Annotated in this window: 25 protein-coding genes; 8 read left to right on the top strand and 17 right to left on the bottom strand. The window is 74.2% G+C overall.

Features of this window, described 5'->3' with window-relative positions; genetic code table 11:
* Window positions 1-196 precede the first annotated feature (196 nt).
* The 6 genes from V7E45_RS07095 to V7E45_RS07070 form a co-directional block, all read right to left on the bottom strand.
* The gene (locus tag V7E45_RS07095; RefSeq protein WP_333773218.1) at window positions 197-1246 is read right to left on the bottom strand and encodes a zinc-dependent alcohol dehydrogenase family protein; all 1050 of its coding nucleotides are present in this window, start codon (window positions 1244-1246) and stop codon (window positions 197-199) included.
* A 135-nt stretch (window positions 1247-1381) separates the two neighbouring features.
* Complete coding sequence (locus tag V7E45_RS07090; protein WP_333773217.1) at window positions 1382-2092, bottom strand: VIT1/CCC1 transporter family protein; 711 nt, start codon at window positions 2090-2092, stop codon at window positions 1382-1384.
* 55 nt (window positions 2093-2147) lie between these two features.
* Window positions 2148-3374 carry an amidohydrolase family protein gene (locus V7E45_RS07085; protein ID WP_333773216.1) on the bottom strand — a complete coding sequence of 409 codons (1227 nt, stop codon included), beginning with the start codon at window positions 3372-3374 and terminating at the stop codon, window positions 2148-2150.
* The gene (locus V7E45_RS07080; protein WP_333773215.1) at window positions 3371-4654 is read right to left on the bottom strand and encodes an amidohydrolase family protein; all 1284 of its coding nucleotides are present in this window, start codon (window positions 4652-4654) and stop codon (window positions 3371-3373) included. Before V7E45_RS07080 ends, V7E45_RS07085 begins: the two co-directional genes overlap by 4 nt.
* 12 nt (window positions 4655-4666) lie before the next feature.
* Entirely contained in the window at window positions 4667-5551 is an 885-nt protein-coding gene (locus tag V7E45_RS07075) for an SDR family NAD(P)-dependent oxidoreductase (protein ID WP_333773214.1), read from the bottom strand.
* On the bottom strand, window positions 5551-6390 hold the full coding sequence (locus V7E45_RS07070) for an acetoacetate decarboxylase family protein (RefSeq protein ID WP_333773213.1): 840 nt from the start codon (window positions 6388-6390) through the stop codon (window positions 5551-5553). The genes V7E45_RS07075 and V7E45_RS07070 overlap by 1 nt, the downstream gene beginning before the upstream one ends.
* Before the next feature lie 272 nt (window positions 6391-6662).
* Here V7E45_RS07070 and V7E45_RS07065 point away from each other — a divergent pair, with 272 nt between their 5' ends.
* The 4 genes from V7E45_RS07065 to V7E45_RS07050 all read left to right on the top strand — a co-directional run bounded on the left by V7E45_RS07065 (window position 6663) and on the right by V7E45_RS07050 (window position 9772).
* On the top strand, window positions 6663-7649 hold the full coding sequence (locus V7E45_RS07065; protein WP_333773212.1) for a DEDDh family exonuclease: 987 nt from the start codon (window positions 6663-6665) through the stop codon (window positions 7647-7649).
* A gap of 96 nt (window positions 7650-7745) precedes the next feature.
* Window positions 7746-7979 carry a hypothetical protein gene (locus tag V7E45_RS07060; RefSeq protein WP_020939201.1) on the top strand — a complete coding sequence of 78 codons (234 nt, stop codon included), beginning with the start codon at window positions 7746-7748 and terminating at the stop codon, window positions 7977-7979.
* A 60-nt stretch (window positions 7980-8039) separates the two neighbouring features.
* On the top strand, window positions 8040-8834 hold the full coding sequence (locus tag V7E45_RS07055; RefSeq protein WP_333773211.1) for an SURF1 family cytochrome oxidase biogenesis protein: 795 nt from the start codon (window positions 8040-8042) through the stop codon (window positions 8832-8834).
* Between the two features lie 182 nt (window positions 8835-9016).
* Window positions 9017-9772, top strand: a complete 756-nt coding sequence (locus V7E45_RS07050; RefSeq protein ID WP_333773210.1) for an SDR family oxidoreductase — start codon at window positions 9017-9019, stop codon at window positions 9770-9772.
* A 19-nt stretch (window positions 9773-9791) separates the two neighbouring features.
* Here V7E45_RS07050 and amaP read toward each other — a convergent pair whose 3' ends face one another.
* The 5 genes from amaP to V7E45_RS07025 all read right to left on the bottom strand — a co-directional run bounded on the left by amaP (window position 9792) and on the right by V7E45_RS07025 (window position 12169).
* Window positions 9792-10373: an alkaline shock response membrane anchor protein AmaP gene (gene amaP, locus V7E45_RS07045; RefSeq protein ID WP_333773209.1), complete on the bottom strand. Its 582-nt coding sequence runs from the start codon at window positions 10371-10373 to the stop codon at window positions 9792-9794.
* A gap of 5 nt (window positions 10374-10378) precedes the next feature.
* A complete protein-coding gene (locus V7E45_RS07040) occupies window positions 10379-11017 on the bottom strand; it encodes a DUF6286 domain-containing protein (RefSeq protein ID WP_333773208.1) in 639 nt (212 codons plus the stop codon).
* Complete coding sequence (locus V7E45_RS07035) at window positions 11014-11397, bottom strand: hypothetical protein (RefSeq protein ID WP_443055962.1); 384 nt, start codon at window positions 11395-11397, stop codon at window positions 11014-11016. Before V7E45_RS07035 ends, V7E45_RS07040 begins: the two co-directional genes overlap by 4 nt.
* Window positions 11394-11588 (bottom strand): hypothetical protein, encoded by a 195-nt coding sequence (locus tag V7E45_RS07030; protein WP_333773206.1) that lies wholly within the window; start codon window positions 11586-11588, stop codon window positions 11394-11396. Before V7E45_RS07030 ends, V7E45_RS07035 begins: the two co-directional genes overlap by 4 nt.
* A 104-nt stretch (window positions 11589-11692) precedes the next feature.
* A complete protein-coding gene (locus V7E45_RS07025) occupies window positions 11693-12169 on the bottom strand; it encodes an Asp23/Gls24 family envelope stress response protein (protein WP_443055961.1) in 477 nt (158 codons plus the stop codon).
* 87 nt (window positions 12170-12256) lie between these two features.
* On the opposite strand from V7E45_RS07025, the gene V7E45_RS07020 reads away from it, so the two are divergent.
* Entirely contained in the window at window positions 12257-12994 is a 738-nt protein-coding gene (locus V7E45_RS07020; protein ID WP_333773204.1) for a nucleopolyhedrovirus P10 family protein, read from the top strand.
* A 57-nt stretch (window positions 12995-13051) separates the two neighbouring features.
* Here V7E45_RS07020 and V7E45_RS07015 read toward each other — a convergent pair whose 3' ends face one another.
* The 3 genes from V7E45_RS07015 to abc-f form a co-directional block, all read right to left on the bottom strand.
* Window positions 13052-13855, bottom strand: coding sequence for an enoyl-CoA hydratase/isomerase family protein (locus V7E45_RS07015; protein WP_333773203.1), 804 nt, complete (start codon window positions 13853-13855; stop codon window positions 13052-13054).
* Window positions 13856-14015: 160 nt separating this feature from the next.
* Window positions 14016-14237: a helix-turn-helix domain-containing protein gene (locus tag V7E45_RS07010; RefSeq protein WP_004002281.1), complete on the bottom strand. Its 222-nt coding sequence runs from the start codon at window positions 14235-14237 to the stop codon at window positions 14016-14018.
* A 377-nt stretch (window positions 14238-14614) separates the two neighbouring features.
* The gene (gene abc-f, locus V7E45_RS07005; protein WP_333773202.1) at window positions 14615-16213 is read right to left on the bottom strand and encodes a ribosomal protection-like ABC-F family protein; all 1599 of its coding nucleotides are present in this window, start codon (window positions 16211-16213) and stop codon (window positions 14615-14617) included.
* Window positions 16214-16472: 259 nt separating this feature from the next.
* Here abc-f and V7E45_RS07000 point away from each other — a divergent pair, with 259 nt between their 5' ends.
* Window positions 16473-16883 carry a VOC family protein gene (locus V7E45_RS07000; RefSeq protein WP_333773201.1) on the top strand — a complete coding sequence of 137 codons (411 nt, stop codon included), beginning with the start codon at window positions 16473-16475 and terminating at the stop codon, window positions 16881-16883.
* A 25-nt stretch (window positions 16884-16908) separates the two neighbouring features.
* Here V7E45_RS07000 and V7E45_RS06995 read toward each other — a convergent pair whose 3' ends face one another.
* The 3 genes from V7E45_RS06995 to V7E45_RS06985 all read right to left on the bottom strand — a co-directional run bounded on the left by V7E45_RS06995 (window position 16909) and on the right by V7E45_RS06985 (window position 20567).
* Window positions 16909-18315, bottom strand: a complete 1407-nt coding sequence (locus V7E45_RS06995) for a hypothetical protein (protein WP_333773200.1) — start codon at window positions 18313-18315, stop codon at window positions 16909-16911.
* Between the two features lie 208 nt (window positions 18316-18523).
* Window positions 18524-19651 (bottom strand): alpha/beta hydrolase, encoded by a 1128-nt coding sequence (locus V7E45_RS06990; RefSeq protein ID WP_333773226.1) that lies wholly within the window; start codon window positions 19649-19651, stop codon window positions 18524-18526.
* 181 nt (window positions 19652-19832) lie between these two features.
* Window positions 19833-20567: a class II aldolase/adducin family protein gene (locus tag V7E45_RS06985; protein WP_333773199.1), complete on the bottom strand. Its 735-nt coding sequence runs from the start codon at window positions 20565-20567 to the stop codon at window positions 19833-19835.
* Window positions 20568-20752: 185 nt separating this feature from the next.
* Here V7E45_RS06985 and V7E45_RS06980 point away from each other — a divergent pair, with 185 nt between their 5' ends.
* Together V7E45_RS06980 and V7E45_RS06975 are read left to right on the top strand one after the other, a co-directional pair.
* Window positions 20753-21523, top strand: a complete 771-nt coding sequence (locus tag V7E45_RS06980; RefSeq protein WP_333773198.1) for a GH25 family lysozyme — start codon at window positions 20753-20755, stop codon at window positions 21521-21523.
* A 142-nt stretch (window positions 21524-21665) separates the two neighbouring features.
* Window positions 21666-22919 (top strand): inorganic phosphate transporter, encoded by a 1254-nt coding sequence (locus V7E45_RS06975; protein WP_333773197.1) that lies wholly within the window; start codon window positions 21666-21668, stop codon window positions 22917-22919.
* Window positions 22920-22922 lie beyond the last annotated feature (3 nt).

The raw sequence follows: 22922 nt of genomic DNA, 5'->3' as shown, positions 1-22922 counted from the left end.
TGGCGTCCGCCGCCCCCGGACTTACCCGGCCGGGTGGCGGTCGGCGGGGATCGTGGGGTGAGCCCGCTTCAACCCGTCGCCGATGACGTCGGCTTCGCCTCCCACGCCTCGAACGGCCGGGGCCGCCGGCACGGACGCGGTCGTGCCGTCGCCGTGGTGGTTCTGGGCGCGCTGACACCCCTGTAGGGGCCGGTCCTCACCCGCCGTCGGTGACGAGCACCTTGAGCGCGGTGCGCTCGTCCATCGCCTTGTAGCCGTCCGGGACACCCTCCACGCCGACGGTCATGTCGAAGACCGGCGAGGGGTCGATGGTGCCGTCGAGGACGTCGGGCAGCAGTTCGGGGATGTAGGCGCGGACCGGCGCGACCCCGCCGCGCAGGGCGATGTTCCGGTCGAACATGACACCGAGGTCGAGGCCGGTGCCGCTGCCGTGGGGCACGCCCACGAAGCCGATGGCGCCGCCGTCGCGGGTGATGTTCACGGCCGTGCGCATGGACTGCTCGGTGCCGACCGCCTCGACGACGGCGTGCGCGCCCTGGCCGCGGGTGAGCTCGCGGAGGGCCTCGACGGCCGCCTCGCCGCGCTCGGCGACGACGTCGGTGGCGCCGAACCGGCGCGCGATGTCGGTGCGGACCTCGTGCCGGCCCAGCGCGATGATCCGCTCGGCGCCCAGCCGCTTGGCGGCCAGCACCGCGCACAGGCCGACCGCGCCGTCGCCGACGACGGCGACCGTGGCCCCGGGGCGCGCGCCCGCGCCGAGGGCGGCGTGGTGGCCGGTGCCGAGGACGTCGGAGAGGGTCAGCAGGGCGGACAGCAGGTGGTCGTCGGAGGCCGCCTCCTTGGGCAGCCCGACGAGGGTGCCGTCGGCGAACGGCACCCGCACGGCCTCGCCCTGCCCGCCGTCGTAGCCGACGGCGCCCCAGAAGCCGCCGTGCTCGCAGGAGGTCGTCAGGCCCTCGCGGCAGTAGTCGCAGACGCCGTCGGACCACATGAAGGGCGCGACCACCAGGTCGCCGCGCCGCACGGTGCCCACCTCGGAACCGGTCTCCTCGACGACGCCGAGGAACTCGTGCCCGATGCGCTGGCCCGGCTGCCGGGCCGCCTCACCGCGGTACGCCCACAGGTCGCTGCCGCAGATGCAGGAGCGCAGCACCCGCACCACGGCGTCGGTGGGCAGCTGCACCACGGGGTCGGGCACGTCCTCCACGCGCATGTCGTACGGGGCGTGGATGGTGGTGGCGCGCATGGCGAGGATCCTTCTCGTGCGGGGAGTACTGCGATGCGCCCAGGGGGTGGTCGGGCGCACTTCACGGTACGCCGCCGCACTCCCCGGGGGCTCATCGAGGTGCCCGGTGACGGCGGCGGCCGCCCGGCGCGCGGCTCAGACCCCGGCCGCGCCCAGCAGTCTCCCGGTCACGTAGGTGACCAGCATCGCGAGCGCGCCGCCCAGGACGTTGCGCAGCACCGCGCGCCGGGGGTCGGCCGCGCCGAGCCGGGCGCTGCTCCAGCCGGTGAGGACGAGCGCGGCCAGCACGGACACCACGGTGACCGGGAGCCGCCAGGCGGCCGGGGGCAGGATGATGGCCAGCAGGGGCAGCAGCGCGCCCACGGTGAAGGCCAGGAAGCTCGCCCAGGCCGCGTGCCAGGGGTTGGTCAGCTCGTCGGGGTCGATGCCGAGCTCCACGCGCGCGTGCGCCCTGAGCGCGTCCCGCGCGGTGAGCTGTTCGGCGGCCTCCCGGGCCACCTCCCGGGACAGGCCGCGCGCCCGCAGCATCTCGGTCAGTTCCTCCAGCTCGGCCTCCGGCTGCTCCCGCAGCTCCCGTTTCTCCACGGCCAGCGCGGCCATCTCGGAGTCGCGCTGGGTGGACACCGAGACGTACTCGCCCGCCGCCATGGACATCGAGCCGGCGAGCAGCCCCGCCAGGCCGGCGGTGAGCAGGGCGGCCCGGTCCTCGGTGGCGCCGGCCACGCCGACGACCAGGCCCGCGGTGGAGACGATGCCGTCGTTGGCGCCCAGCACGGCCGCGCGCAGCCAGTTCAGCCGGGTGCCCAGCGCTCCCGTGTGGGCCTCGTCGTGGGTGGGTTCCGTCACAGGACGGAGGATCGCACCCCGGGGGCAGGAGCGGTGGCACCGGCGCCACGGTCCTTCACCACACCCGCACCGACGCCCCCCGGGCGAAGAGCGGGCTCGTCGCGTCGGCCGGCGGTTCGCGCAGCGGCTCGGCGATCTCCGCCACGGTCGGGCCCACCCGCGCCGCAATCGGGTCCAGGAGGCCCAGGTCGAAGCCGTAGACGCGGGCGGCGTTGCCGCCGAGCAGGGCCGCCAGCTCCGCGCGCGGGACGCCGGCGCAGGCGTACCGCAGGCCCTCGCGGGTGTACGGGTAGGTGCCCTCGTCGTGCGGGTAGTCGCTGCCCCACATGATCTTGTCGACGCCGATGCGGTCGCGCAGCGGGACCTCGTGCGGGCGCATGAAGCTGGCGCCGACGTAGCAGTTGTCGCGCCAGACCTCGGAGGGCGGCCGGCCCGTGCCGGCGGCGAGGCCGGCGCCGAACTTGGCCTCGGCGGTGCCGCTCCTGGAGGCGGCCGCGACGAGGCGGCCGTGGTAGTAGTCCAGCATGTCGAGGACCCCGGGGATCCACCCGGAGCCCTGCTCGGTGAGCACCAGGCGCAGTCCCGGGTGGCGGCGGAAGGCGCCGCCGAAGACGAGGTGCCACAGCGCGCGGTGGGAGAACCAGGTCGTCTCGACCATGAAGACCGCGCGGGCGGCCGGTTCGTCGCCGAGCGGCGGTGAGGCGGAGCCCGCGTGGTGGTTGACGGGGACGCCGAGCTCCGCGCAGGTGGCCCAGATCGGGTCGTACGTCCGCGAGTACAGCTCGGGCAGTCCGCAGCCGGGTGGCGTGCCGGGCAGCATCAGGCCGCCTTTGAGGCCGGCCGAGGCGGCCCACCGGATCTCCCGGACCGCCTCCTCGACGTCCCCGAGCAGGATCTGGAAGACGCCCGCGCGGCGGCCGGGCGCGGCGGCGCAGAAGTCGGCGAGCCAGCGGTTGTGGGCGCGCAGTCCGGCCCAGCGCCGTTCGAAGTCCTCGGCGGTGGGCGGCGGGGCCATCAGCGAACCGGACGGGAAGAACGGCGGGATGGTGTTGGGGAAGACCACCTCGGCGACGATGCCGTCGGACTCCAGTTCCGCGAGGCGCCGCTCGGAGTTCCAGTTCCGGTCGGCGGAGTCGGCGAGCAGGTCCTCGTAGGGGTTGACGTAGGTGGCCGCCCAGACGTCGAAGTCGTCGTGGTAGCGCTTGGCCAGGTACGGCCGGTAGTCCAGGAGGTCGGCCCCGGCGTGGCAGTCGGCGGAGATCACCGTGTAGCGGTCGCTCACCGCGTCACCCCCAGCACCGGGAAGTCGTGGCCGGTCAGCCAGTGCCGGCCGGTCTCGCGTGAGCGTGCCCAGGACGCCTCGACGGCCCTCTGGTCGGCGGGCTGGCCGAGGTCGGCGGGGGTGGGGCCGATGCGCCGGGCCAGCGGGGCGAGCGAGGGCGGGTCGAAGCCGAAGACCTCGGCCGCCGCGAGGCCGAGCATCCGGCGGGTCTCGGTCACCGGGATGTCGTGGAAGGTGCGCCGCAGCCAGCCGCGGGTGTCCGGCCAGGTGCCCTCGGGGTGCGGGAAGTCGCTGCCCCAGAGGATGTTGTCGACGCCGATCTCGTAGCGCTGGGCCAGCTCGCGCCGTTTGGTGTTGGTGGCGCAGACGAAGACCTGCCGGTCGAGGTACTCGTGCGGCGGGCGGCTCAGCTCCCGGAACGGGGAGAGCTTCTTGCCGCCGTGCGCGCCGAGGTAGAGGCGGTCCATGAACCACAGCAGGTTCGGCAGCCACCAGCAGCCCGACTCCGCGATGCCGAACCGCAGTCCGGGGTGGCGTTCGAGGACGCCGGACCAGAGCAGGAACCACAGCGGCCGGGCGGGCCACCAGGTCACCTCGCTCACGTAGATGCCGAGGTGGTCGCCGTACTCCTCGCGCGGGGCCGCGCCCGAGTGGGTGAGCACCGGCATGCCGCACTCGGCGGCGGCCGCCCAGACCGGGTCGTAGCGGCGGTCGTGGTACGGCTCCCGGGCGCCCCACATGGCGGGGATCATCAGGGCGCGCAGCCCGGACTCCCTGGCCCGGTGGATCTCCGCGACGACCTGTTCGACGGGGGCCGTGACGGGCAGCAGGGCGACCCCGCAGTGCCGTTCGGGGCGGGTGGAGACGAAGTCGGCGAGCCAGCGGTTGTGCGCCCGGGCGCCCGCCATGCCGAGTTCGGGGTCGTGGTCGCCGGACAGGCCGAGGCCCACGCCGAAGGGCGCTGCGGTCCGGCTGTCCACGGCGTCGGCGTCCGGGAAGACGACCTCGGCGGCCACCCCGTCCCCGTCGAGTTCCTTCAGGCGCTGTGCGCTGTCCCAGCCGCCGCGCAGTCCCTCCTCGTGGTCGTGGAACCACCGGTCGGCGAACGTTTCGTCGCGGATGCCGAGCCGGGTCATCTCCTCGCGGCGCCGGTCGCGGCCCGCGAGGAACTCGTCGAAGTCCCGGTGGAAACGGGACTCCAGGTAGGGCCGGTACCGCTCGGTGGGCAGTCCGGCGTGGCAGTCGGAGGAGATGATCAGGTACGGGTCACGGTCGGCCACCACGACCCCCTCTCAGTCCAGGATGAAGCTCTCGAGGTACGACGGGGCGGAGCGCTCCAGCATCGAGCGCGCCCGCGCGCGGATCCGGTCGTCGCTGTGCTCGCTCGCCGGCAGCAGCCAGAACCGGTCGGTCCGGACGCCGTCCACGACCAGTTCCGCGACCTCCTCGACGGGGGTGAAGCGGACCTCGTGGCCGGCCGCGCGCATCGCGGCCTCCCACTGGTCGAGGCTGCGGTACGGCGTCCTGCGGGGCCGCCGCTTGGCGTACCGGCCGGGCCGGTTGCGGTGCGACTCCCACAGACCGGTGCGCAGCATGTGGGGCCCGGGGAAGAGCACGGAGGCGCCCACGCGCGCGTGCTCGGACCGCAGATGGGCGTACAGGGACTCGGTCATCGTGACGACGGCGGCCTTGGTGACCGCGTACACGGAGGCGGTCGGCAGGGGTGCGATGCCGCCGTCGCCGGAGGACGTGTTGACGACGTGGCCGGGCTGCCCGGACGCGAGCATCCGGGGCACGAACGCCTGGATGCCGTGGAAGACGCCCCACACGTTGACGGCGAAGGCCCACCGCCAGTCGTTCGGGTCGTGCTCCCACATCCGGCCCTCGGCGCCCGAGCCGACCCCCGCGTTGTTGCACAGCACGTGCACGGCGCCGTAGGTGTCGTACGCCGACTCGGCCAGGGCCACGACCTGTTCGCGCACGCCGACGTCGACCACGCGCGCGTGCACCTCGGCGCCCCGCGCGCGCAGGCCGGCGGCGGCCTTCTCCAGCGCGGCCTCCTCGACGTCGGCGAGGACGACCTTCAGGCCCTCGGCGGCGAACCGCCCGGCCAGGGCGAGGCCGATCCCGCTCGCCGCGCCGGTGACGACGGCGACCTGTCCCGCGCGCAGGTCCATCAGGCGCTCCCCTCGGGCGGTCCGTCGTGAGCCTGGAGCGGGTCGTCGTAGCGCTGGTGGACGTACGGCAGCAGGGCCCGGGCGTCCACCCGTTCGGCGACCCGGCCGCTCTGGTCGCCGGTCTTCTCGCCCGCGGTGATCTCCAGCAGGCGCAGCACAGGGAGGTCGGCGACGGGGTCGAAGCGGGACTCGCGGAGCACCACGTCACCGGTGACGCGGTCGAAGCGGGACTCGCGGAGCACCACGTCACCGGTGACGCGCTCCAGCCGGCGCACCCGTTCGTGCCGTACGCAGTGCACCAGGACGGGGTCGCCGTCGAAGCCGGAACCGTCCACCGCGGGGAGGAACTTGAAGTAGAAGTCGGTCCTGCTCGACGGCTCCGGCAGGGGCAGCGCGCCGTCCACCGTGCCGCGCACCTCCACGAAGGCGATGCCGTGCCGTTCCAGCGCGGCCCGGACGGCGGGGCCGGCGCGCTCGACGGTCACCCGGCCGAGCTTCTTGGGCTCCCCGAAGACCTCGCGGCCGCCGGTGAGGACGCGCTCGTGGGTCATCGGCATCACCAGCGGGTACCAGCCGTCGACCGCGCCGTGGGCGGCGGCGACCGCGACGGAGCCCGCGCCGAGCGGGTACGCCGGGAGCCCGACCTCACTGATGTTCACGCGGACGAGCGGGCTGCCGGTGGGCTTCAGGGGTGGCGGCAGCACCGCCGCGACCGCGTCCGGGTCGGTCTCCCACAGGGCCGTGACCCCGGTGGACCAGATGTCCGGGAGCCGGGCGGCCGCCGTGCGGGTGGCGGTGATCTCCCGTTCGGTCCGAGCGCCGTACCGTACGCGTGCCATACGCCGTACCGCCCCTCTTCCACAGATTCTGACGGTCCGTCACCTGACCCACAGTTACCGCAGCCGGCGAACAGGGTGAAGACACGTGCACGGACCGATCGGCACGGGGTCGGGTCGGGTGCCGCCGGTACCGAACGGGACATGGCGGACCTTTAGGAACTCACCGGGCACGCACGCGTGTACGGGCCGCCGAGCGGACGGACGGGCGCGCGGAGGCGGCGTGCGCCCCTGGGGGACGGCACTGTCGGTGGCGGCCCGTATCCTCAGTGACCATGCTCGAAGACCGTGCGGCCGCAGTGCCCTCCCCCACCCGGTGGCCGGCCGCGTATCCGCGGGGATACGCGGTCGTTGACGTGGAGACCACCGGCCTGGCCCGGGACGACCGGATCATCTCGGCGGCCGTCTACCGGCTGGACGCGCGCGGCGAGGTCGAGGACCACTGGTACACCCTGGTCAACCCGGAGCGCGATCCGGGGCCCGTGTGGATACACGGCCTGACGAGCGAGGTGCTGGAGGGCGCGCCCCTCTTCGCGGACGTGGCCGAGGAGTTCGCCGCCCGGCTGGACGGCCGGGTCCTGGTCGCGCACAACGCCGTCTTCGACTGGCAGATGATCGCCAGAGAGTACGCGCGCGCCCGGAGCGAGGCACCGGTGCGCCAGCGGCTGTGCACCATCGCGCTGTCCAAGGAACTGGGGCTGCCGCTGCCCAACTTCAAGCTGGAGTCGCTGGCGGCACACTTCGGGGTGATCCAGCAGCGGGCGCACCACGCGCTGGACGACGCGCGCGTGCTGGCCGAGGCGTTCCGGCCCAGCCTGCGCGCCGCGGCGGCCGGCGACGTCCGGCTGCCGCTGCTGGAGTGCCGGCCGCTGACGGAGTGGTCCGACACGCCCCGGATCGGCCGGCAGGCGAGCGGCGGGTACGGCGGCTACCAGCCGTCGGGCTGGCGCCCGTCCCGCAAGCGGCCCGCCTGCCCCTACCCCAACCCGGGCCGCTACGAGGACGGCAAGCGTCTCAAACAGGGCATGCGGGTGGCGTTCTCCGGGGACACCTCCACCGAGCGGGAGCTGCTGGAGGACCGGGCGACCGAGGCCGGGCTGCACGTGGCGACCAGCCTGTCGCGGCTGACCAGCCTGCTGGTCACCAACGACCCCGGGTCGGGCACCTCGAAGGTGGTCAAGGCGCGGCAGTTCGGTACCCCGGTCGTCGACGAGGCCGCGTTCGGGCAGCTGCTGCGCGACGTGGAGCCCGCCGACGGGTGACGGCGGCCACCGGGCCGACCGTACGGACGGGTGATTCCCCGCGACTCGCCCGGCGCCCGCTCGCCCGGGGGTCGGCGACGGCTCACCCTGTGCCCCATGGCGAGATGCGAAGTTTGCGGCAATGACTACGGAATGACCTTCGAGGTCCACGCCCAGGGCGCAGTCCACGTGTTCGACTGCTTCTCCTGCGCGATCCACCGCATGGCCCCCATCTGCGAGCACTGCCGGGTGCAGATCATCGGGCAGGGCGTGGAGGTGGAGGGCCACTGGTACTGCGGCGCCCACTGCGCCCGGGCGGAGGGCCGGACGGGGGTGGTGGACCGGGTGTGACGCGGTACTGACGCGGTACCCGCCGCACGGCACCCCATGGCCCGGAGGTAACGTCGTGGGGTGCACCGCTACCGCTTCCTGCTGTCCCGCCAGTGGGTGATCCTCACCCTCGTCGCGATCGCGCTGATCCCGGCGATGATAAGGCTGGGCTTCTGGCAGCAGCACCGGTACGAGGAGCGCACCGCGCGCAACAACCTGGTCTCCGGCGCGCTGCACGCCGCACCCGTCCCCGTGGAGCGGCTCACCTCCCCCGGCCACGCCGTCAGCCGGACCGAGAGGTACCGCACGGTCACCGCGACCGGCACCTTCGACACCTCCCGCGAGGTCGTGGTCCGGCGCCGGACCAGCTCCGACGGCGAGGTCGGCTTCCACGTCCTGACCCCGTTCGTCCTCACGGACAAAAGGGTGCTGCTGGTCAACCGGGGCTGGATCCCCGCGAACGGCGCGCAGACCGACTTCCCCCGGATCCCCGCGCCGCCCGCCGGCCGCACCACCGTCAGCGGACGGCTGATGGCCGACGAGACCACCGCCGCGAGCGGCATCAAGAACGTCAAGGGCCTGCCGGACCGGCAGATCATGCTGATCAACAGCGCCGAGGAGGCGCGGCGGCTCGGCGCGCAGGTGCTCGGCGGCTACGTCGAGCAGACGGCGCCCCGGGCCAAGGGCGGCTCCCCCGAACAGATCTCCGACCCCGGCAGCGAGGACGCGCCGCTGAACTACGCGTACATGCTCCAGTGGTGGCTGTTCGCCGCGGCGGTCCCGGTGGGCTGGTGGTTCCTGGTCCGGCGCGAGCTGCGGGACCGCGAGGAGGCCGCGGCCGAGCGGGAGCCCGAGGAGCAGCCGGCCGCCGTGTGACGGCCCCGGTCGGCTGTGCCTGCCACTGAGGAACGGCCTCGGCCACCGAGCGACGGCGGGGGTGCCGCCGGGTACCCGGTGAGTGGCGGCCTGGTGGGGAACTTCCCGCAGGTTTTCGGTCACATCGGGCCGGTCGACACCGCCCTCGCCCTGTTCGGGGGCGAACAGGCAGGATAGGAGCCATGGATCTTGGACTGAAGGACCGGGTGTACGTCGTCACCGGAGCCACCCGGGGACTGGGCAACGCGGTCGCGCGGGAGCTCGTCGCCGACGGCGCGAAGGTGGTCATCACCGGCCGGGACGAGAAGCGGGTCGCCGAAGCGGCCGCCGAACTGGGCCCGGACGCGGTCGGCGTGGCCGTCGACAACGCCGAGGCGGGGGCTGCCGAACGGCTCATCGCGGCCGCCAGGGAGCACTTCGGCGGCTTCCACGGCGTCCTGGTGAGCGTCGGCGGCCCGGCCCCCGGGTTCGTCGCGGACAACACGGACGAGCAGTGGCGGAGCGCGTTCGAGTCGGTGTTCCTCGGGGCGGTGCGGCTCGCCCGCGCGGCCGCGGCCGAGCTGGAGGACGGCGGGGTCATCGGATTCGTGCTGTCCGGGTCGGTGCACGAGCCGATCCCGGGGCTGACGATCTCCAACGGGCTGCGGCCCGGGCTCGCCGGGTTCGCCAAGTCGATCGCGGACGAGCTCGGACCGCGCGGCATCCGGGTCGTGGGGCTGCTGCCGGCCCGCATCGACACCGACCGCGTGCGCGAGCTGGACGGGCTGTCCGCCGACCCCGAGGCCACCCGCGCCGCCAACGAGTCCCGGATCCCGCTGCGCCGGTACGGCAGGCCCGAGGAGTTCGGGCGGGTCGGGGCGTTCCTGCTGTCCCCCGCGGCCTCCTACCTGACCGGGATCATGGTGCCGGTGGACGGCGGGATGCGGCACGGGTTCTGAGGGACCGTCCGTCCGCCGTTCAGGTGACCCGCCCCGCGCGGTGCCCGACCGCGCCCAGGCGCACCTCGGCCGGGAGGGCCGCCAGGCCCGCCGACTCCCGGGCGTGCGCCAGGGCCTGGCCGGTGAAGGCGGTCAGCGCCGCCGCGGGGTCCACCGCCGGGTCGAGCCGGAGCCGGGCGCTCACCGCCGGTGCGGTACGGCGGCCCGTCAGCAGGATGCCGCTGCCGGCCACTCCCTGCTGCCGGGCCGCGTCCGCGGTGAGCGCCGCCTCCAGGGCCTTCCCGCGCAGCACGACGCCCTCGCCGTCGCCGGTGTCGACCAGGACCTCGGCCAGGCGGCGCCGGCGCAGGACGGCGGTGAGCCACCACAGGGCGAGCAGCACGAGCACGGCCGGCACGGCGATGACCGTCGGCCACCACCAGCCGGCGTCCCGCCAGTGGGTGCGTTCGGCCTTGCTGAGCAGGACGTCGTGCGGCCCCGAGTGGAGCCACCAGTGGGGCGGGCGCGCGCCCAGGCCCACGGCCAGCACCGAGCCGCCCAGGGCGAGCAGCACCAGCCCCACGATCGCGATCACCACCCGGTTCACGCCGCCTCGGCGCATCCGCCTCACCTCTTCCTTCCGGCCCGCCGGACCCGCACCGAGAGCGCGGGGACACGGCTCAGTCCGAGGCCGCCGACCGCGTCGCCGAGCACGGCGTCCAGGTCCGCGCGCACGTCGTCGAGGTCGCGGAAGTGCGACAGCGCGCGGACGGCGGCCCGCCCGCGGCGCAGCCGCACCCGTACCTCCCGTACGCCGGAGACCTCCATGGCCCGGTCGCGCAGCACCTGGGCGGCCGCCTCGCGCCGCAGGCCGGCGCGTACGTCATGGTGCGGGCGCCGCATGGGCAGCAGGCTCCGCAGCCCGGGGGTGACGGCGAGCACGAACAGCCACAGGCCGAGCGCGGCGGCCACGCCCGCCCCGGCCAGCACCCAGGTGTCGTCCAGGGGCCGTTCGGCGAGTTGCCGGGCCAGTGCGCGGCGCCAGCGCATCGCGGGCCGGTGGGCCCGCACGGCGACCACGTCGTACAGGAGGAGGGCCGCGCCGGCCAGCAGGAGCGCCGCTACGATGCCGGCCGGGACGCGCCGCGCCGACCAGAAGCGGCCGCTGCCGCGGGGCAGCAGGGGCGGGGAGCCGCCGGGGGGCCCGGCGGCGTCGAGGACCGGCGGTCCGGCCGCGCTGCCCCCGGGGGGCCCGGTCCCACTCATGTGATCCTCCCGCGGAGCGCGCCGGGTGCCGGCGTCAGGTGCAGCCGCTCGACCCGGACGGCCACCTCGGGCACCCGCAGGTCCAGCAGCGCGCCCACCCGCTCCACGACCTGGCGGCGCACGGCGGCGCAGCGGGCGCCGATGTCGCCCGGGTAGCCCAGCTCCAGGTGGACGCGGACCCGGGCCGTGTCGTGGTGCACGACCACGGTGGCGTGCGGGGTGGCCGCGCCCGCGGGCAGCGGGGCGAGCGCCTCGCGCGCCGCCTGCGCGGCGATCTTCGCGACGACCCGGTCGGCGATCCGCAGGGCGCCGCGCTCGCCGGGCGGCACCTGGGTCAGGGTCCGGTGTGCCGTGCCGGTCTGCGCGCTCACGGCGGTCACAGCCGCCGGTCGCGCCGGTCGTCGCGGGTGCGGAAGAAGTCGCCGAGTTCGAGGTCGCCCTCCAGCAACCGGCCGGCGACGAGCCCGACGGCGCCCAGCGCCGCGACCAGCAGGAAGGCTCCGAACCCGCCGAACCAGCCGGCGAATCCCAGCGCCATCCCGGCGATCATGCCGACCACGGCCTTGCTCATGCGGTGCTCCTCAGGCGGTCAGGTGTGCGGGGTGCGGACGCGGGTGCCGGTGCCGACCCGGGTGCGGACGCGGGTGCCGGCGCGGGTGCGAGAGGCCGGGGCCCTCACTGGATGCGGGGCGGCTGGAGCTCCTCCTCTTCCTCCTCCTCGGGGAGCTTGACGTCGCTCACCGCGATGTTGACCTCGACCACCTCGAGTCCGGTCATGCGCTCCACGGCGGCGACCACGTTCTCCCGCACCGCGCGGGCGACGTCGCCGATCGACACGCCGTAGTCCACGACGATCTCCAGGTCGAGCGCCGTCTGCACCTCGCCGACCTCGGCCTTCACACCCCGGGTCACGGACTTCGAGCCGCCCGGCACCCGGTCGCGCACGGCGCCGAGGGTGCGGGACAGCCCGCTGCCCATGGCGTGGACGCCGACCACGTCCCGTGCCGCGAGACCGGCGATCTTCTCCACCACGCCGTCGGCGATGGTGGTCCTCCCCCGGGTCGCCGGGTCGCCGCCGCCGCGTCCGACGGGCTTGCGGGTCGACACCTGGGGCTCGTTGTCACCGTCTGGGGTCGTCGTCATCTCGGTCATCGCCGTACGTCCCTTTCGGTCGTCGTCCTGCGACCACCGTAAGCAAGGTTGCGCGGTTGCGCGCCGGGGATGCGGCAGGCTGGAGGAATGACGGACGGGTGGACACAGGGTGTCAGGCACCAGCTGGCGCTGGGCAGGCTGCTGCCGCTCGGCGGACCGCGCGACGGCGCGTGGATCGCCGAGGGGGCGGCCGCGGCGGTGCTTGCCGTCGCCGCGGCGCATCTGCCCGGGGTACGGCTCAGGTCGCTGCGGATCACGTCGGCCGCTCCGGAGGACGTCCACGAACCGGTGGTGACGCCGCCGCCGGGCGCCCTGCCGCCCGGGCCGCTGAGGGTGACGGCGGACTTCGCGGCCGGCGCCGCCGAGCCGCTGCCGGAGACTGCCGCGCGGCTGCGCCTGGCGCTGGCGGCGGCCGCGGCCGAACGCCTCGGTCTCGCCGTCACGGAGGTGGACCTGAGGGTGACGGACCTGCTGGACGCGGACGCGCCGGAGCCGGCCGACAGGCGGCCCGAGGCGGTCGGCGCCGCGCGGCGGCCGCCGGCCGCCCGGGAGGCCGTCGACCCGGACGAGGCCCGGGCGGCCGCGGCCGCGCTCGCGGTGCCCGGGGTGGCCCGGCTGACGGGTTCACTCGGCGGCCTCGGCCGTGCGGTGCACATCGAGCGGAGCGCCGTCGGCGCGTCGCTGCCCCGCCGGCAGGTGCGCGTGGAACTGGCGACGGGCGCGGGGCACCGGGCCGTGGACGTGGCCCGCCTGGTGCGGGCCGCGGTCCGGGACGCCCTCGACGATCACCCGGCGGTGGCGGTGCTGGTCACCGGTGTGGAGTGACCGCACCACCGAGGGTGTCATCGGGCCCGCGACGGCCGTCACCGGGCCCGCGACGGCTCATTCGCCGACGCCGGCCAGGTCCCGCAGCCGTCGGCCCTGGGCGGCGCGCTCGGCGGCGCGCTGCTCGTCGTAGGTGCGGCCGGCCGCGCCCCGCAGCAGCGCCTTCGTCTCCACGACCGCGTCCCGCGGCGCGGCGAGCAGCGCGGCCGACAGGTCCCGCACGGCACCGTCGAGTTCCCCGGCGGGCACCGAGAGGTTGGCCAGCCCGGACGCCACCGCCTCCCCGGCGCCGACGAACCGTCCGGTCACACAGATCTCGAGCGCGCGGGCGTAACCGACCAGGCCGACCAGCGGATGCGTGCCGGTCAGGTCGGGGACGATGCCGAGGGCGGTCTCGCGCATGGCGAACTGCACGTCGTCGGCGACGACCCGCAGGTCGCAGGCGAGCGCGAGCTGGAACCCGGCACCGATGGCATGCCCCTGGACGGCGGCGATGGACACGATGTCGTTCCGCCGCCACCAGGTGAACGCCTCCTGGAATTCGGCGATGGACGCGTCGAGCTCGGCGTCGTCACGGCGCGCGAGATCCGTGAAGGTCGGCTCGCCCGGAATCCCCTCCAGGGTGAACATCTGCCGGTCCAGCCCGGCGGAGAAGGACTTGCCCTCGCCACGCAGCACCACGACACGGACGGAGCCCGGCAGCAGCCGGCCGGCCTCGGTGAGCGCCCGCCACAAGGCGGGGCTCTGCGCGTTGCGCTTGGCCGGGTTGGTCAGCGTCACCGTGGCGAGCGCGTCGTCGACGGTGAGCCGTACGCCGTCCTTGTCGAGTACAGGAGCGAGGTCCTGGTCGGGCGAAGCCATGGGGCGCCTCCGAGGGGTGCAGTCGTCGCGCATGCCGACGGCATGCCAAGTGACTGCACAGTAACCACCCGGCCGATCAAGGGGCACCCCCGGGCCCGTCAGGGACCCCGGGAGAAGACCGACCGGGTGGTCACCATCGAAGACGGTGGGCCGCCCGGAGTCAGGACGATGCGGCCTTCTTGCCCCGGGTCGCTCCGCCACGCCCTCGAAGCGTGACGCCCGACTCGCTGAGCATCCGGTGCACGAAGCCATACGAGCGGCCGGTCTCTTCGGCCAGCGCCCGGATGCTCGCACCGGAGTCGTACTTCTTCTTCAGGTCTGCCGCGAGCTTGTCGCGCGCGGCGCCGGTCACCCGGCTGCCCTTCTTCAGAGTCTCGGCCACCCGTGCCTCCTCATGGGAAGTGCGCTCTGGTCTCCTCATGATCACCCCTCCGGCGCGGGATGGCCACCCATTCGGCAAGGTCCGTGAGACATCGTTGTGACGACAGGAGCGCGTCCCCACATCCGGAATCAGGGATTCCGCCATGGTGCGCGCGGAGGCCCGAACGGGCGGATTCGCGAAGTGCCAGGTCAGAAAGGCGCGGCGGCCGATCCCCGGGCACAGAGGGGATCGGCCGCGAAATCGATGTACGACACACCTCGATACGAGGAGATCTCACACAGATGGTGGATCACGCCTAGGCCGAATGATCCATACGCAGTGGATCAGTCCTCGACCGAGCCGTCCCGGTCACCCGGTCCGCGCCGGTTCACGGCGCATCACGCCAGGGCGACGAGATCCGCGTAGTCGGAGCCCCACAGGTCCTCGACGCCGTCCGGCAGCAGGATGATCCGCTCGGGCTGGAGCGCCTCGACGGCGCCCTCGTCGTGGGTGACGAGCACGACCGCGCCCTTGTAGGTGCGCAGCGCGCCGAGGATCTCCTCGCGGCTGGCGGGGTCGAGGTTGTTGGTCGGCTCGTCGAGGAGCAGGACGTTCGCGGCCGAGACGACCAGCGTGGCCAGGGCGAGACGGGTCTTCTCACCGCCGGACAGGACACCGGCCGGCTTGTCGACGTCGTCCCCGGAGAACAGGAACGAGCCGAGCACCTTGCGGACCTCCACGAGGTCCATGTCGGGGGCGGCCGAGCGCATGTTCTCGAGCACCGTGCGGTCGGGGTCCAGGGTCTCGTGCTCCTGGGCGTAGTAACCGAGCTTGAGGCCGTGGCCGGGGACCACCTCGCCGGTGTCGGGCCGCTCCACCCCGCCGAGCAGCCGCAGCAGGGTGGTCTTGCCGGCGCCGTTGAGGCCGAGGATGACGACCCGGGAACCCTTGTCGATGGCCAGGTCGACGTCGGTGAAGATCTCCAACGAGCCGTACGACTTCGACAGGCCCTCCGCCATCAGCGGGGTCTTGCCGCAGGGGGCGGGCTCGGGGAAGCGGAGCTTGGCGACCTTGTCGGACTGGCGGACCGCCTCCAGGCCGGAGAGCAGTTTGTCGGCGCGGCGCGCCATGTTCTGCGCGGCGACGGTCTTGGTGGCCTTGGCGCGCATCTTGTCGGCCTGCGAGTGCAGGGCGGCGGCCTTCTTCTCGGCGTTGGCGCGCTCCCGCTTGCGGCGCTTCTCGTCGGCCTCGCGCTGCTGCTGGTAGAGCTTCCAGCCCATGTTGTAGACGTCGATGTGGGACCGGTTGGCGTCCAGGTAGAACACCTTGTTCACGACCGTCTCGACCAGGTCGACGTCGTGGGAGATCACGATGAAGCCGCCGCGGTAGGTCTTCAGGTAGTCGCGCAGCCAGATGATCGAGTCCGCGTCGAGGTGGTTGGTCGGCTCGTCGAGGAGCAGGGTGTCGGCGTCCGAGAAGAGGATGCGCGCCAGCTCGATACGGCGGCGCTGACCGCCGGAGAGCGTGTGCAGGGGCTGGCCGAGCACACGGTCGGGCAGGTTGAGCGCGGCGGCGATGGTCGCGGCCTCGGCCTCGGCGGCGTAGCCGCCCTTGGTGAGGAACTCGGTCTCCTGGCGCTCGTACTGCTTCATGGCCTTGTCGCGGGTGGTGCCCTTGCCGTTGGCGATGCGCTGCTCGTTCTCGCGCATCTTGCGGATCAGCACGTCGAGGCCGCGGGCGGACAGGACGCGGTCACGGGCGAGGACGTCGAGGTCGCCGGTGCGGGGGTCCTGCGGCAGATAGCCGACCTCGCCGGAGCGGGTGACGGTGCCGCCGGCCGGGATGCCCTCGCCGGCGAGGACCTTGGTCAGGGTGGTCTTGCCTGCGCCGTTGCGGCCGACGAGGCCGATGCGGTCGCCCTTGGCGACACGGAAGGTGGCGTTCTCGATGAGGACGCGCGCACCGGCGCGCAGCTCGATACCGGAGGCGGAGATCACGGACAGACTCCAGGACGTACGTGGGTGGCGGGTGGGCGGCTGAGGACGTTCCCGCCGTCTAATGCGCGAGGAGAATGGCCATGGAGGCAATTCTAACGGGGCCGTGCAAGCGGTTTTTCTGCGCGCGCGTGTTCGGGCCGCGGCGCGGGGCGTCGTCGGTGGCGGCTGCGAGACTCTGGATCACGGCAGGACCACGGCAGGACCACGGCAGGACCACGGCAGGACCAGGGCAGGACCGACGCACCGAGGAGTGATCGGCATGGCAGGCACCGGCGGACGGCCGAGCATCTACCCCACGCTGCTGTACCGGGACGCCAAGGCGGCGATCAGGCAGCTCACCGAGGCCTTCGGCTTCACCGAGCTCTCGGTGTACGAGGCGCAGGACGGCACGGTGATGCATGCCGAGCTGGTCCAGGGCAGGGGCGCGGTGATGGTCGGCTCCCAGGGCCGCGGCGGCCTGTTCGACTCCGCGATGAGGGGCGCGGGACCGGCGGGGGTGTACGTGGTCGTGGACGACGTCGACGCCCATCACCAGCGGGCCGTGGAGCACGGCGCGGAGATCCTGATGCCCCCGACGGACCAGGACTACGGCGCGCGGGACTACCTGGCCCGGGACGCCGAGGGCAACGTCTGGAGCTTCGGCACGTACGCCCCCGAGATCGGCGGCTGAGCGGCCGGCTCCGGCCGTCCGCCGGTCATCCCCCGGTATGCACCTGGAACGCGGCCCGGCGCACGGCCTTGGCGAGTGCCGGGTCCGGATGGGCGGCGGCGAGCGCGACCAGGACCTGCACGGTGCGCGGGTGGCCCACGGCGCGGACCTCGTCCAGCAGCACGGGGACGGTCGGCTGCACCGCGGCCTCCAGGTGCCGTACGAGCATCGTCGTCTCGCCGTGGTCGGCGACGGCGGCCGCGGTGTCGACCCACAGCCAGGTGGCCTCCTCGCGGGTCAGGACCTCGTGGGCGTCCTCCGGGTCGATCCCGTCGTGCTCGGCGAGCCACAGCAGGGCGTACGGTCTGAGCGCCGGGTCGTCCACGACGGACCGTACGTCCGGTTCGGCGGGCGCCCCGACGACCCGCAGCGCCTCGAAGGCGAGGCCGCGCAGCAGGGCGTCCTCGCCGCGGGCGGCGGCGAGCAGCTCGGTGACGGCGCTGCCGACGGGGCGGGCGGCGAGCCAGGCGCGGTACTCGGCGCGGGCGGCGTTGGGCCGCAGCTGGGCGCAGCCGCGGAGCATGTCCTCGGCGGACTGCTCGATGTTCCCGGCGGGGCTCTGGGCGGCCACGCAGATCTGTTCCAGCTTGACCCAGACCGCCCAGCTGCCCAGCGGGGTGAGCGTGGCCTGATTGTCACCGCAGGTCAGGGCACCGACGGAGGCGAGGGCGCGCAGGGCCCAGTCGAGCAGGGGCGGCAGCGGGGTGTCCTCGGGCGCCGGCTCGACGGGGCCCGCGGACTCGGCGGAGCCGGGCGCGTAGGAGACCTCGCAGCGTTCGGTGCGCAGTTCGGTGACCCGCTGCTGGAGCAGGTCGAGCAGCTGCTCGACCGGGACGGGGCCGGCGGAGAGCTGGAGGAAGGAGAGCACCTGCGGCATGGCCGAGACGACCTCGGCGACGGCGGCCGGTTCGTGGTCCGCGGGTTCCGGGCAGGCGAGCGACCAGGCGTCGAAGAGGGCCACCCAGCCGCGCAGCACGGCGCTGTCGTCGCGGTCCCAGGCGCGCAGGCGCCAGCCGGGGCGCGCGCTGTCGCCGTGCACCTCGACCAGCCCGGCGAGGCGGGCGGTGTCCCATTCGGCGCGGACCTGCGTGACGCTCAGGCCGAGGTCGGCGGCGGCGCGCTCGGCGGTGCTGTCGGAGAGGGTGGCCTTGCCGTCGGCCGTGGCGGCGTCGCTCCCGGGGCCGAGGGCGGTGTCGGCCCAGCGGGCCACGCGGACCGCGCCGGCCAGTCCGGTGCGCGCCATTCTGGCCAGTTCTCCGGGGGCCGGGGTGCCCTCCGGCGGCCGGGGTGCGGGGCGGCGCGGGCGCCGCTGGTTCACAGCTGTGGGGGCGGCGGCCAGGGGTCGCGGTCGGACGAGTCGGAGCCTGGAGTCGCGCGGGATACGGGACGTCACGGGTGCAGTCTTCCGGTTGACGGTCCGAAAACCCAAACGGAATGTCACGGGGGGCGACGGGGCTGGCCAAGGCACGGGGTCCGATGCCGGGTGAGCGGTCATGATCAGGCCAGTGGTACGCCCCTAAACGGAACCGCTGGAACCGGGGCTTCCGACTCGTTCTGCGACCTGTTCCGGGAGAGCCGGAAGCCACCGGCCCGTGCGGGGCCTACATCAGGGGGGTCAGGAAGCGGCGCAGGCGTTCCTCGTACTCCTCGGGGTTCGCGTTCCACATCGCCGCGTGGGGTGCCTGGGCGACCGTGTGCAGGGCCACGCGGTCGGGGCGGCGGTCGGCCAGCCGGCGGGACTGCTCCCAGGGGGCGACCGCGTCGTCCGGGCCGTGGATGATCAGGGTGGGCAGGTCGATCCGGTCGAAGTCGGCCGTCCCGGCGGCCCGGTCGGCGCACAGACCGGCCCGGCCCTGGGCGGCCCGCACGGCGAGCGGCAGCAGCGGCTCCGGGGTGTGCCGGGCCTGGGCGAGGGCGCGCAGGGTGGCCTGCCAGTCGAGGACCGGGGAGTCCAGGACGAGGCCGGCGACGCGGTCGCGCACGGCGGAGTGCTCGGCGGCGCGCAGGGCCATGGTGGCGCCGGTGGACCAGCCGAGCAGCACCACCCGGCGGGCGCCGTAGCGGACGGCGTAGCGGATGGCCGCGTCCAGGTCGCGCCACTCGGTCTCGCCGAGGTGGTTCAGGCCGTCGGGCGGGCGCGGTGCGCCGAGGTCACCGCGGTAGGAGAGCGCGAGGCACGGCAGCCGGCGGCCGTGCAGGAACTCCATGACGTTCAGCGCCTGTTCGCGGGTGGCGCCGAGGCCGTGCACCGCGATCACCCAGGTGTCCCGGTGGCCCGGCACGAACCAGGCGGGCAGGGGCCCGAGCTCGCCGGGCACGTCGACGTCGGCGAAGTCGAGCCCCAGGGCGGCGGCCGGGTTGCCGACGTACACGTTCGGGGTGAGCCAGACGGCGTCGCCGGGGGCGAAGGTGCCGTGCGTGACCCGCTCCAGGCGCCGTACGACGGTGTCGGCGGTGTGCGCGGCCGTGCCGAGCACGGGTCCGACGACCGCGTGCGAGCCGTCGCCGGCCAGGCCGTAGGTGCCCGGACGCAGCGAGGCGAGATCGCGGGTGAGGGTGATCCGGCCGGGTGCCGTGCCGTGCACGGTGAGCCGGGGTTCGGTGGGCAGCGGACGGCCCGCGGGTGCCTTCAGCGCGGCGTCGCTGGCGAGCCGGCCGGCGGCCACGGAGGCCGCGCCGGCGGCCAGCACGGCGGTGAGTGCGGCGGCGGTGGCTCTGACGGTGCGCACGGCTCCAGTGTCGGGGCGGTCCGTGCGCACGGCCAGTGGAAGGGCGGGCCGGGGCCCGCGCGGTCCCGGCAGCACGGGACGCCCGCGGCGCGGCCGGCCGGCGGCGCGGCGCAGCGGCGCGGGCAGGACGTGCGCGAGCCGGTCGAGCAGGGGCTGGAACGAGGGGCTGGGCGGCAAGGGGTCACCTCCGTTGGCCGTACCCCTTCAAACGTGCCCCGGCTTCGGCCATGTGTGCCTCCGTCAGCAGGGAAGGCGTCAGACCCGGCACGGAGGACGCCGTCAGCCACAGGCGGCACATCCACTCCAACTGGGCGGTGCGGTCGTAGGCCTGGTCGAGGCCGGCGCCGTAGGTGATCGTGCCGTGGTTGCGCAGCAGGCAGCCGGAGCGGCCGTCGAGGGCCCGGAGCATGTTCTGTGCCAGTTCGTCGGTGCCGTAGGTCGCGTAGGGCGCGACGCGGACGACGCCGCCCAGGGCGCCGGCCATGTAGTGGACCGGAGGCAGCTCGGTCACGAGGGTGGAGACGGCCGTGGCGTGCACGGCGTGGGTGTGGACGACGGCGCGGGCGTCGGTGGTGCGGTAGACGGCCAGGTGCATGGGCAGTTCGCTGGTCGGCACGAGGGTGCCGACGACCTGCCGTCCGGCGAGGTCGACGCCGGTGATGTCGGCGGCGGTCAGCCGGTCGTACGGCACACCGGACGGCGTGACGAGCACGAGGTCGCCGACGCGCGCCGAGACGTTGCCCGAGGTGCCGACGACCAGTCCGTCGGCGACGGTCCGGCGGGCCGTCGCGACCAGCGCCTCCCACGCGTCCGCCGCCTCGCCGTACGCCACGGCAGCCCCGGCAGCACCCTCATCGCCCCCGTCCGCCCCATGGATGCCGTCCGTCCCGTGCGCGCCCCGCCGCTGTTCCGCCATGCCGCGATCCTGCCAGCCGGCCCGGCGGGGGCGGCCCGCGCGCCCCTTTCCGGCCGGAAGTCGTGCCCCCGAACGGGTGGACATGGGGTGAACCGTCGGGAGTCGGCCCGGTTCCCGAACACCGGTCATTCAATGATCTGACCTGATCGCCCGAACGACGGTCCACCGCCACTCCAGGGGGACGCATGGCCCGTGACCGCACACCCTCCCGTTCCCGCCGTCGCGCCGGTGCCCTCGCCGCCGCCACCGCCGCGCTGACCCTCGCGGGCGCCCAGGCCGCCTCCGCCGTGGCCGCCGGGTCGCCCGCCACCTCCCTGGGGCTGCCGATGGGGCACGACGTCTCGTCGCACCAGAAGCACGTCGACTGGCCGGCCGCACGCTCGGAGGGCGCCCGGTTCACCTACGTCAAGGCGACCGAGTCCACCACCTACCGCAACCCCTACTTCCACCGGCAGTACGCCGGCGCCCGCCGGGCGGGCCTGATCCGCGGCGCGTACCACTTCGCGCGCCCGGACCGCTCCTCGGGCGCCACGCAGGCGTCGTACTTCGTGCGGCACGGCGGCGACTGGCGTGCGGACGGCTGGACGCTGCCGCCCGCGCTCGACATCGAGTACAACCCGTACAACCGGAAGCACCGCTGCTACGGGCTGGGGTGGAAGCGGATGGTCCGCTGGATCCGGTCCTTCAGCGACGAGGTGGCGCGCGAGACCGGCCGCCGGCCGGTCATCTACACCACCGCCGACTGGTGGGACGCGTGCACCGGTGACACGCGCGCCTTCGCCGCCGACCACGCACTGTGGATCGCCCGTCACGGCACGTCGGACCCCGGATCGCTGCCCGGCGGATGGACGGACTGGACCTTCTGGCAGTACGGCGTCCGGGGCGGCCTGCCGGGTGACCAGAATCTCTTTCACGGGCCGCCGGGCATGCTGCGGGCCTTCGCGCGCGGCTGGTAGCCAAGGGGCGGTTGGGGCGTCGGGGCGAACGTCATCCGGAACCTCTCCCACGGACACCGCCACGCCCGCCTCAGTTCACCTTCCGTTCACCCAGATTGCCTACGGTCCAACAGCCAACGACCTCGAACGATTGCCTGGGTAAATGGAAAGCTTCTCGCTGATCCTCGCGATTGTGGTGGTAACCGCACTCGCGTTCGATTTCACGAACGGTTTCCACGACACCGCCAACGCGATGGCCACGACCATCTCGACCGGCGCGCTCAAGCCCAAGGTCGCGGTGGCCATGTCCGCCGCGCTCAACCTTGTAGGCGCCTTCCTCTCGGTGGAGGTCGCCAACACGATCTCCAAAGGTCTCGTCGACGAGACCGGCATCCGTCCCGAGGTCATCTTCGCCGCCCTGGTCGGCGCGATCCTCTGGAACCTGCTGACCTGGCTGGTGGGACTGCCCTCCAGTTCCTCGCACGCCCTGATGGGCGGCCTGATCGGCGCCACCGTCGCCTCCGCCGGCCTCGGCGCGGTCCACGGTGACGTCCTGGTCACCAAGGTGCTGCTGCCGGCGGTCGCCGCCCCGGTGGTGGCGGGTCTGGCGGCCATGCTCTCCACCCGCTTCTCCTACGCCCTCGGCGACAAGGCGGACGGCGAGGCCACCCGCAAGGGTTACCGCGCCGGCCAGATCGCCTCCGCCGGCCTGGTCTCCCTCGCGCACGGCACCAACGACGCGCAGAAGACCATGGGCATCATCACCCTGGCACTGATCGCGGGCGGTGCCGTCTCGCCGGGCTCCAACCCTCCCACCTGGGTGATCCTCTCCGCGGGCCTGGCCATCGCGCTCGGCACCTACATCGGCGGCTGGCGCATCATCCGCACCATGGGCACCGGCCTGACCGACCTGGAGCCGCGTCAGGGCTTCGCCGCCCAGACCAGCGCGGCCACCGCCATCCTGGCCTCCTCGCACCTCGGCTTCTCCCTCTCCACCACCCACGTGGTCTCCGGCTCGGTCATGGGCACGGGCCTGGGCCGCAAGGGCGGTGTGGTCCGCTGGTCCACCGCGACGCGCATGCTCATCGCCTGGGTGCTCACCCTCCCGGCCGCCGCGCTGGTCGGCGCGCTCGCCGAGTACGTCACGGACCTCGGCGACTGGGGCACCGCGATCGTCGCCGTCTTCCTGGTCGCCGCCAGCGCCGCGATCTGGAAGTACTCCCGGCGCGAGGTCGTGGACCACACCAGCGTCGTCGCCGACACGGCCGAGGAGCCGCCCGGCGTGGTGACCACCGCGATCGCCATGGTGACCCCGCCGCCCACCGGCACCGTCACCGAGGACCTCACGGCCACGATCCCGGCCCCGGTCCCGACCGAGCCCGTGACCCCGGCGGTCCCGCCGGCCGCAACGGTCTGACCC

Source organism: Streptomyces sp. IBSBF 3136, from assembly GCF_036815105.1.
In the GTDB taxonomy this organism is placed as follows: domain Bacteria; phylum Actinomycetota; class Actinomycetes; order Streptomycetales; family Streptomycetaceae; genus Streptomyces.
Note: the sequence above shows the minus strand (reverse complement) of the source record. Positions and strands in the feature narration are given on the sequence as shown.

What these genes read in the sequence shown, in the direction of transcription:
- V7E45_RS07000 (WP_333773201.1), top strand. Translation starts at nt 16,473, where the DNA reads ATGGCAGGCACCGGCGGACGGCCGAGCATCTACCCCACGCTGCTGTAC.
- V7E45_RS07025 (WP_443055961.1), bottom strand. Translation starts at nt 12,169, where the DNA reads ATGACCGAGATGACGACGACCCCAGACGGTGACAACGAGCCCCAGGTG.
- V7E45_RS06980 (WP_333773198.1), top strand. Translation starts at nt 20,753, where the DNA reads ATGGCCCGTGACCGCACACCCTCCCGTTCCCGCCGTCGCGCCGGTGCC.
- amaP (WP_333773209.1), bottom strand. Translation starts at nt 10,373, where the DNA reads ATGCGCCGAGGCGGCGTGAACCGGGTGGTGATCGCGATCGTGGGGCTG.
- V7E45_RS06985 (WP_333773199.1), bottom strand. Translation starts at nt 20,567, where the DNA reads ATGGCGGAACAGCGGCGGGGCGCGCACGGGACGGACGGCATCCATGGG.
- V7E45_RS07065 (WP_333773212.1), top strand. Translation starts at nt 6,663, where the DNA reads ATGCTCGAAGACCGTGCGGCCGCAGTGCCCTCCCCCACCCGGTGGCCG.
- V7E45_RS07040 (WP_333773208.1), bottom strand. Translation starts at nt 11,017, where the DNA reads ATGAGTGGGACCGGGCCCCCCGGGGGCAGCGCGGCCGGACCGCCGGTC.
- V7E45_RS07095 (WP_333773218.1), bottom strand. Translation starts at nt 1,246, where the DNA reads ATGCGCGCCACCACCATCCACGCCCCGTACGACATGCGCGTGGAGGAC.
- V7E45_RS07060 (WP_020939201.1), top strand. Translation starts at nt 7,746, where the DNA reads ATGGCGAGATGCGAAGTTTGCGGCAATGACTACGGAATGACCTTCGAG.
- V7E45_RS07020 (WP_333773204.1), top strand. Translation starts at nt 12,257, where the DNA reads ATGACGGACGGGTGGACACAGGGTGTCAGGCACCAGCTGGCGCTGGGC.
- V7E45_RS06975 (WP_333773197.1), top strand. Translation starts at nt 21,666, where the DNA reads ATGGAAAGCTTCTCGCTGATCCTCGCGATTGTGGTGGTAACCGCACTC.
- V7E45_RS07075 (WP_333773214.1), bottom strand. Translation starts at nt 5,551, where the DNA reads ATGGACCTGCGCGCGGGACAGGTCGCCGTCGTCACCGGCGCGGCGAGC.
- V7E45_RS07070 (WP_333773213.1), bottom strand. Translation starts at nt 6,390, where the DNA reads ATGGCACGCGTACGGTACGGCGCTCGGACCGAACGGGAGATCACCGCC.
- V7E45_RS07050 (WP_333773210.1), top strand. Translation starts at nt 9,017, where the DNA reads ATGGATCTTGGACTGAAGGACCGGGTGTACGTCGTCACCGGAGCCACC.
- V7E45_RS07015 (WP_333773203.1), bottom strand. Translation starts at nt 13,855, where the DNA reads ATGGCTTCGCCCGACCAGGACCTCGCTCCTGTACTCGACAAGGACGGC.
- V7E45_RS07030 (WP_333773206.1), bottom strand. Translation starts at nt 11,588, where the DNA reads ATGAGCAAGGCCGTGGTCGGCATGATCGCCGGGATGGCGCTGGGATTC.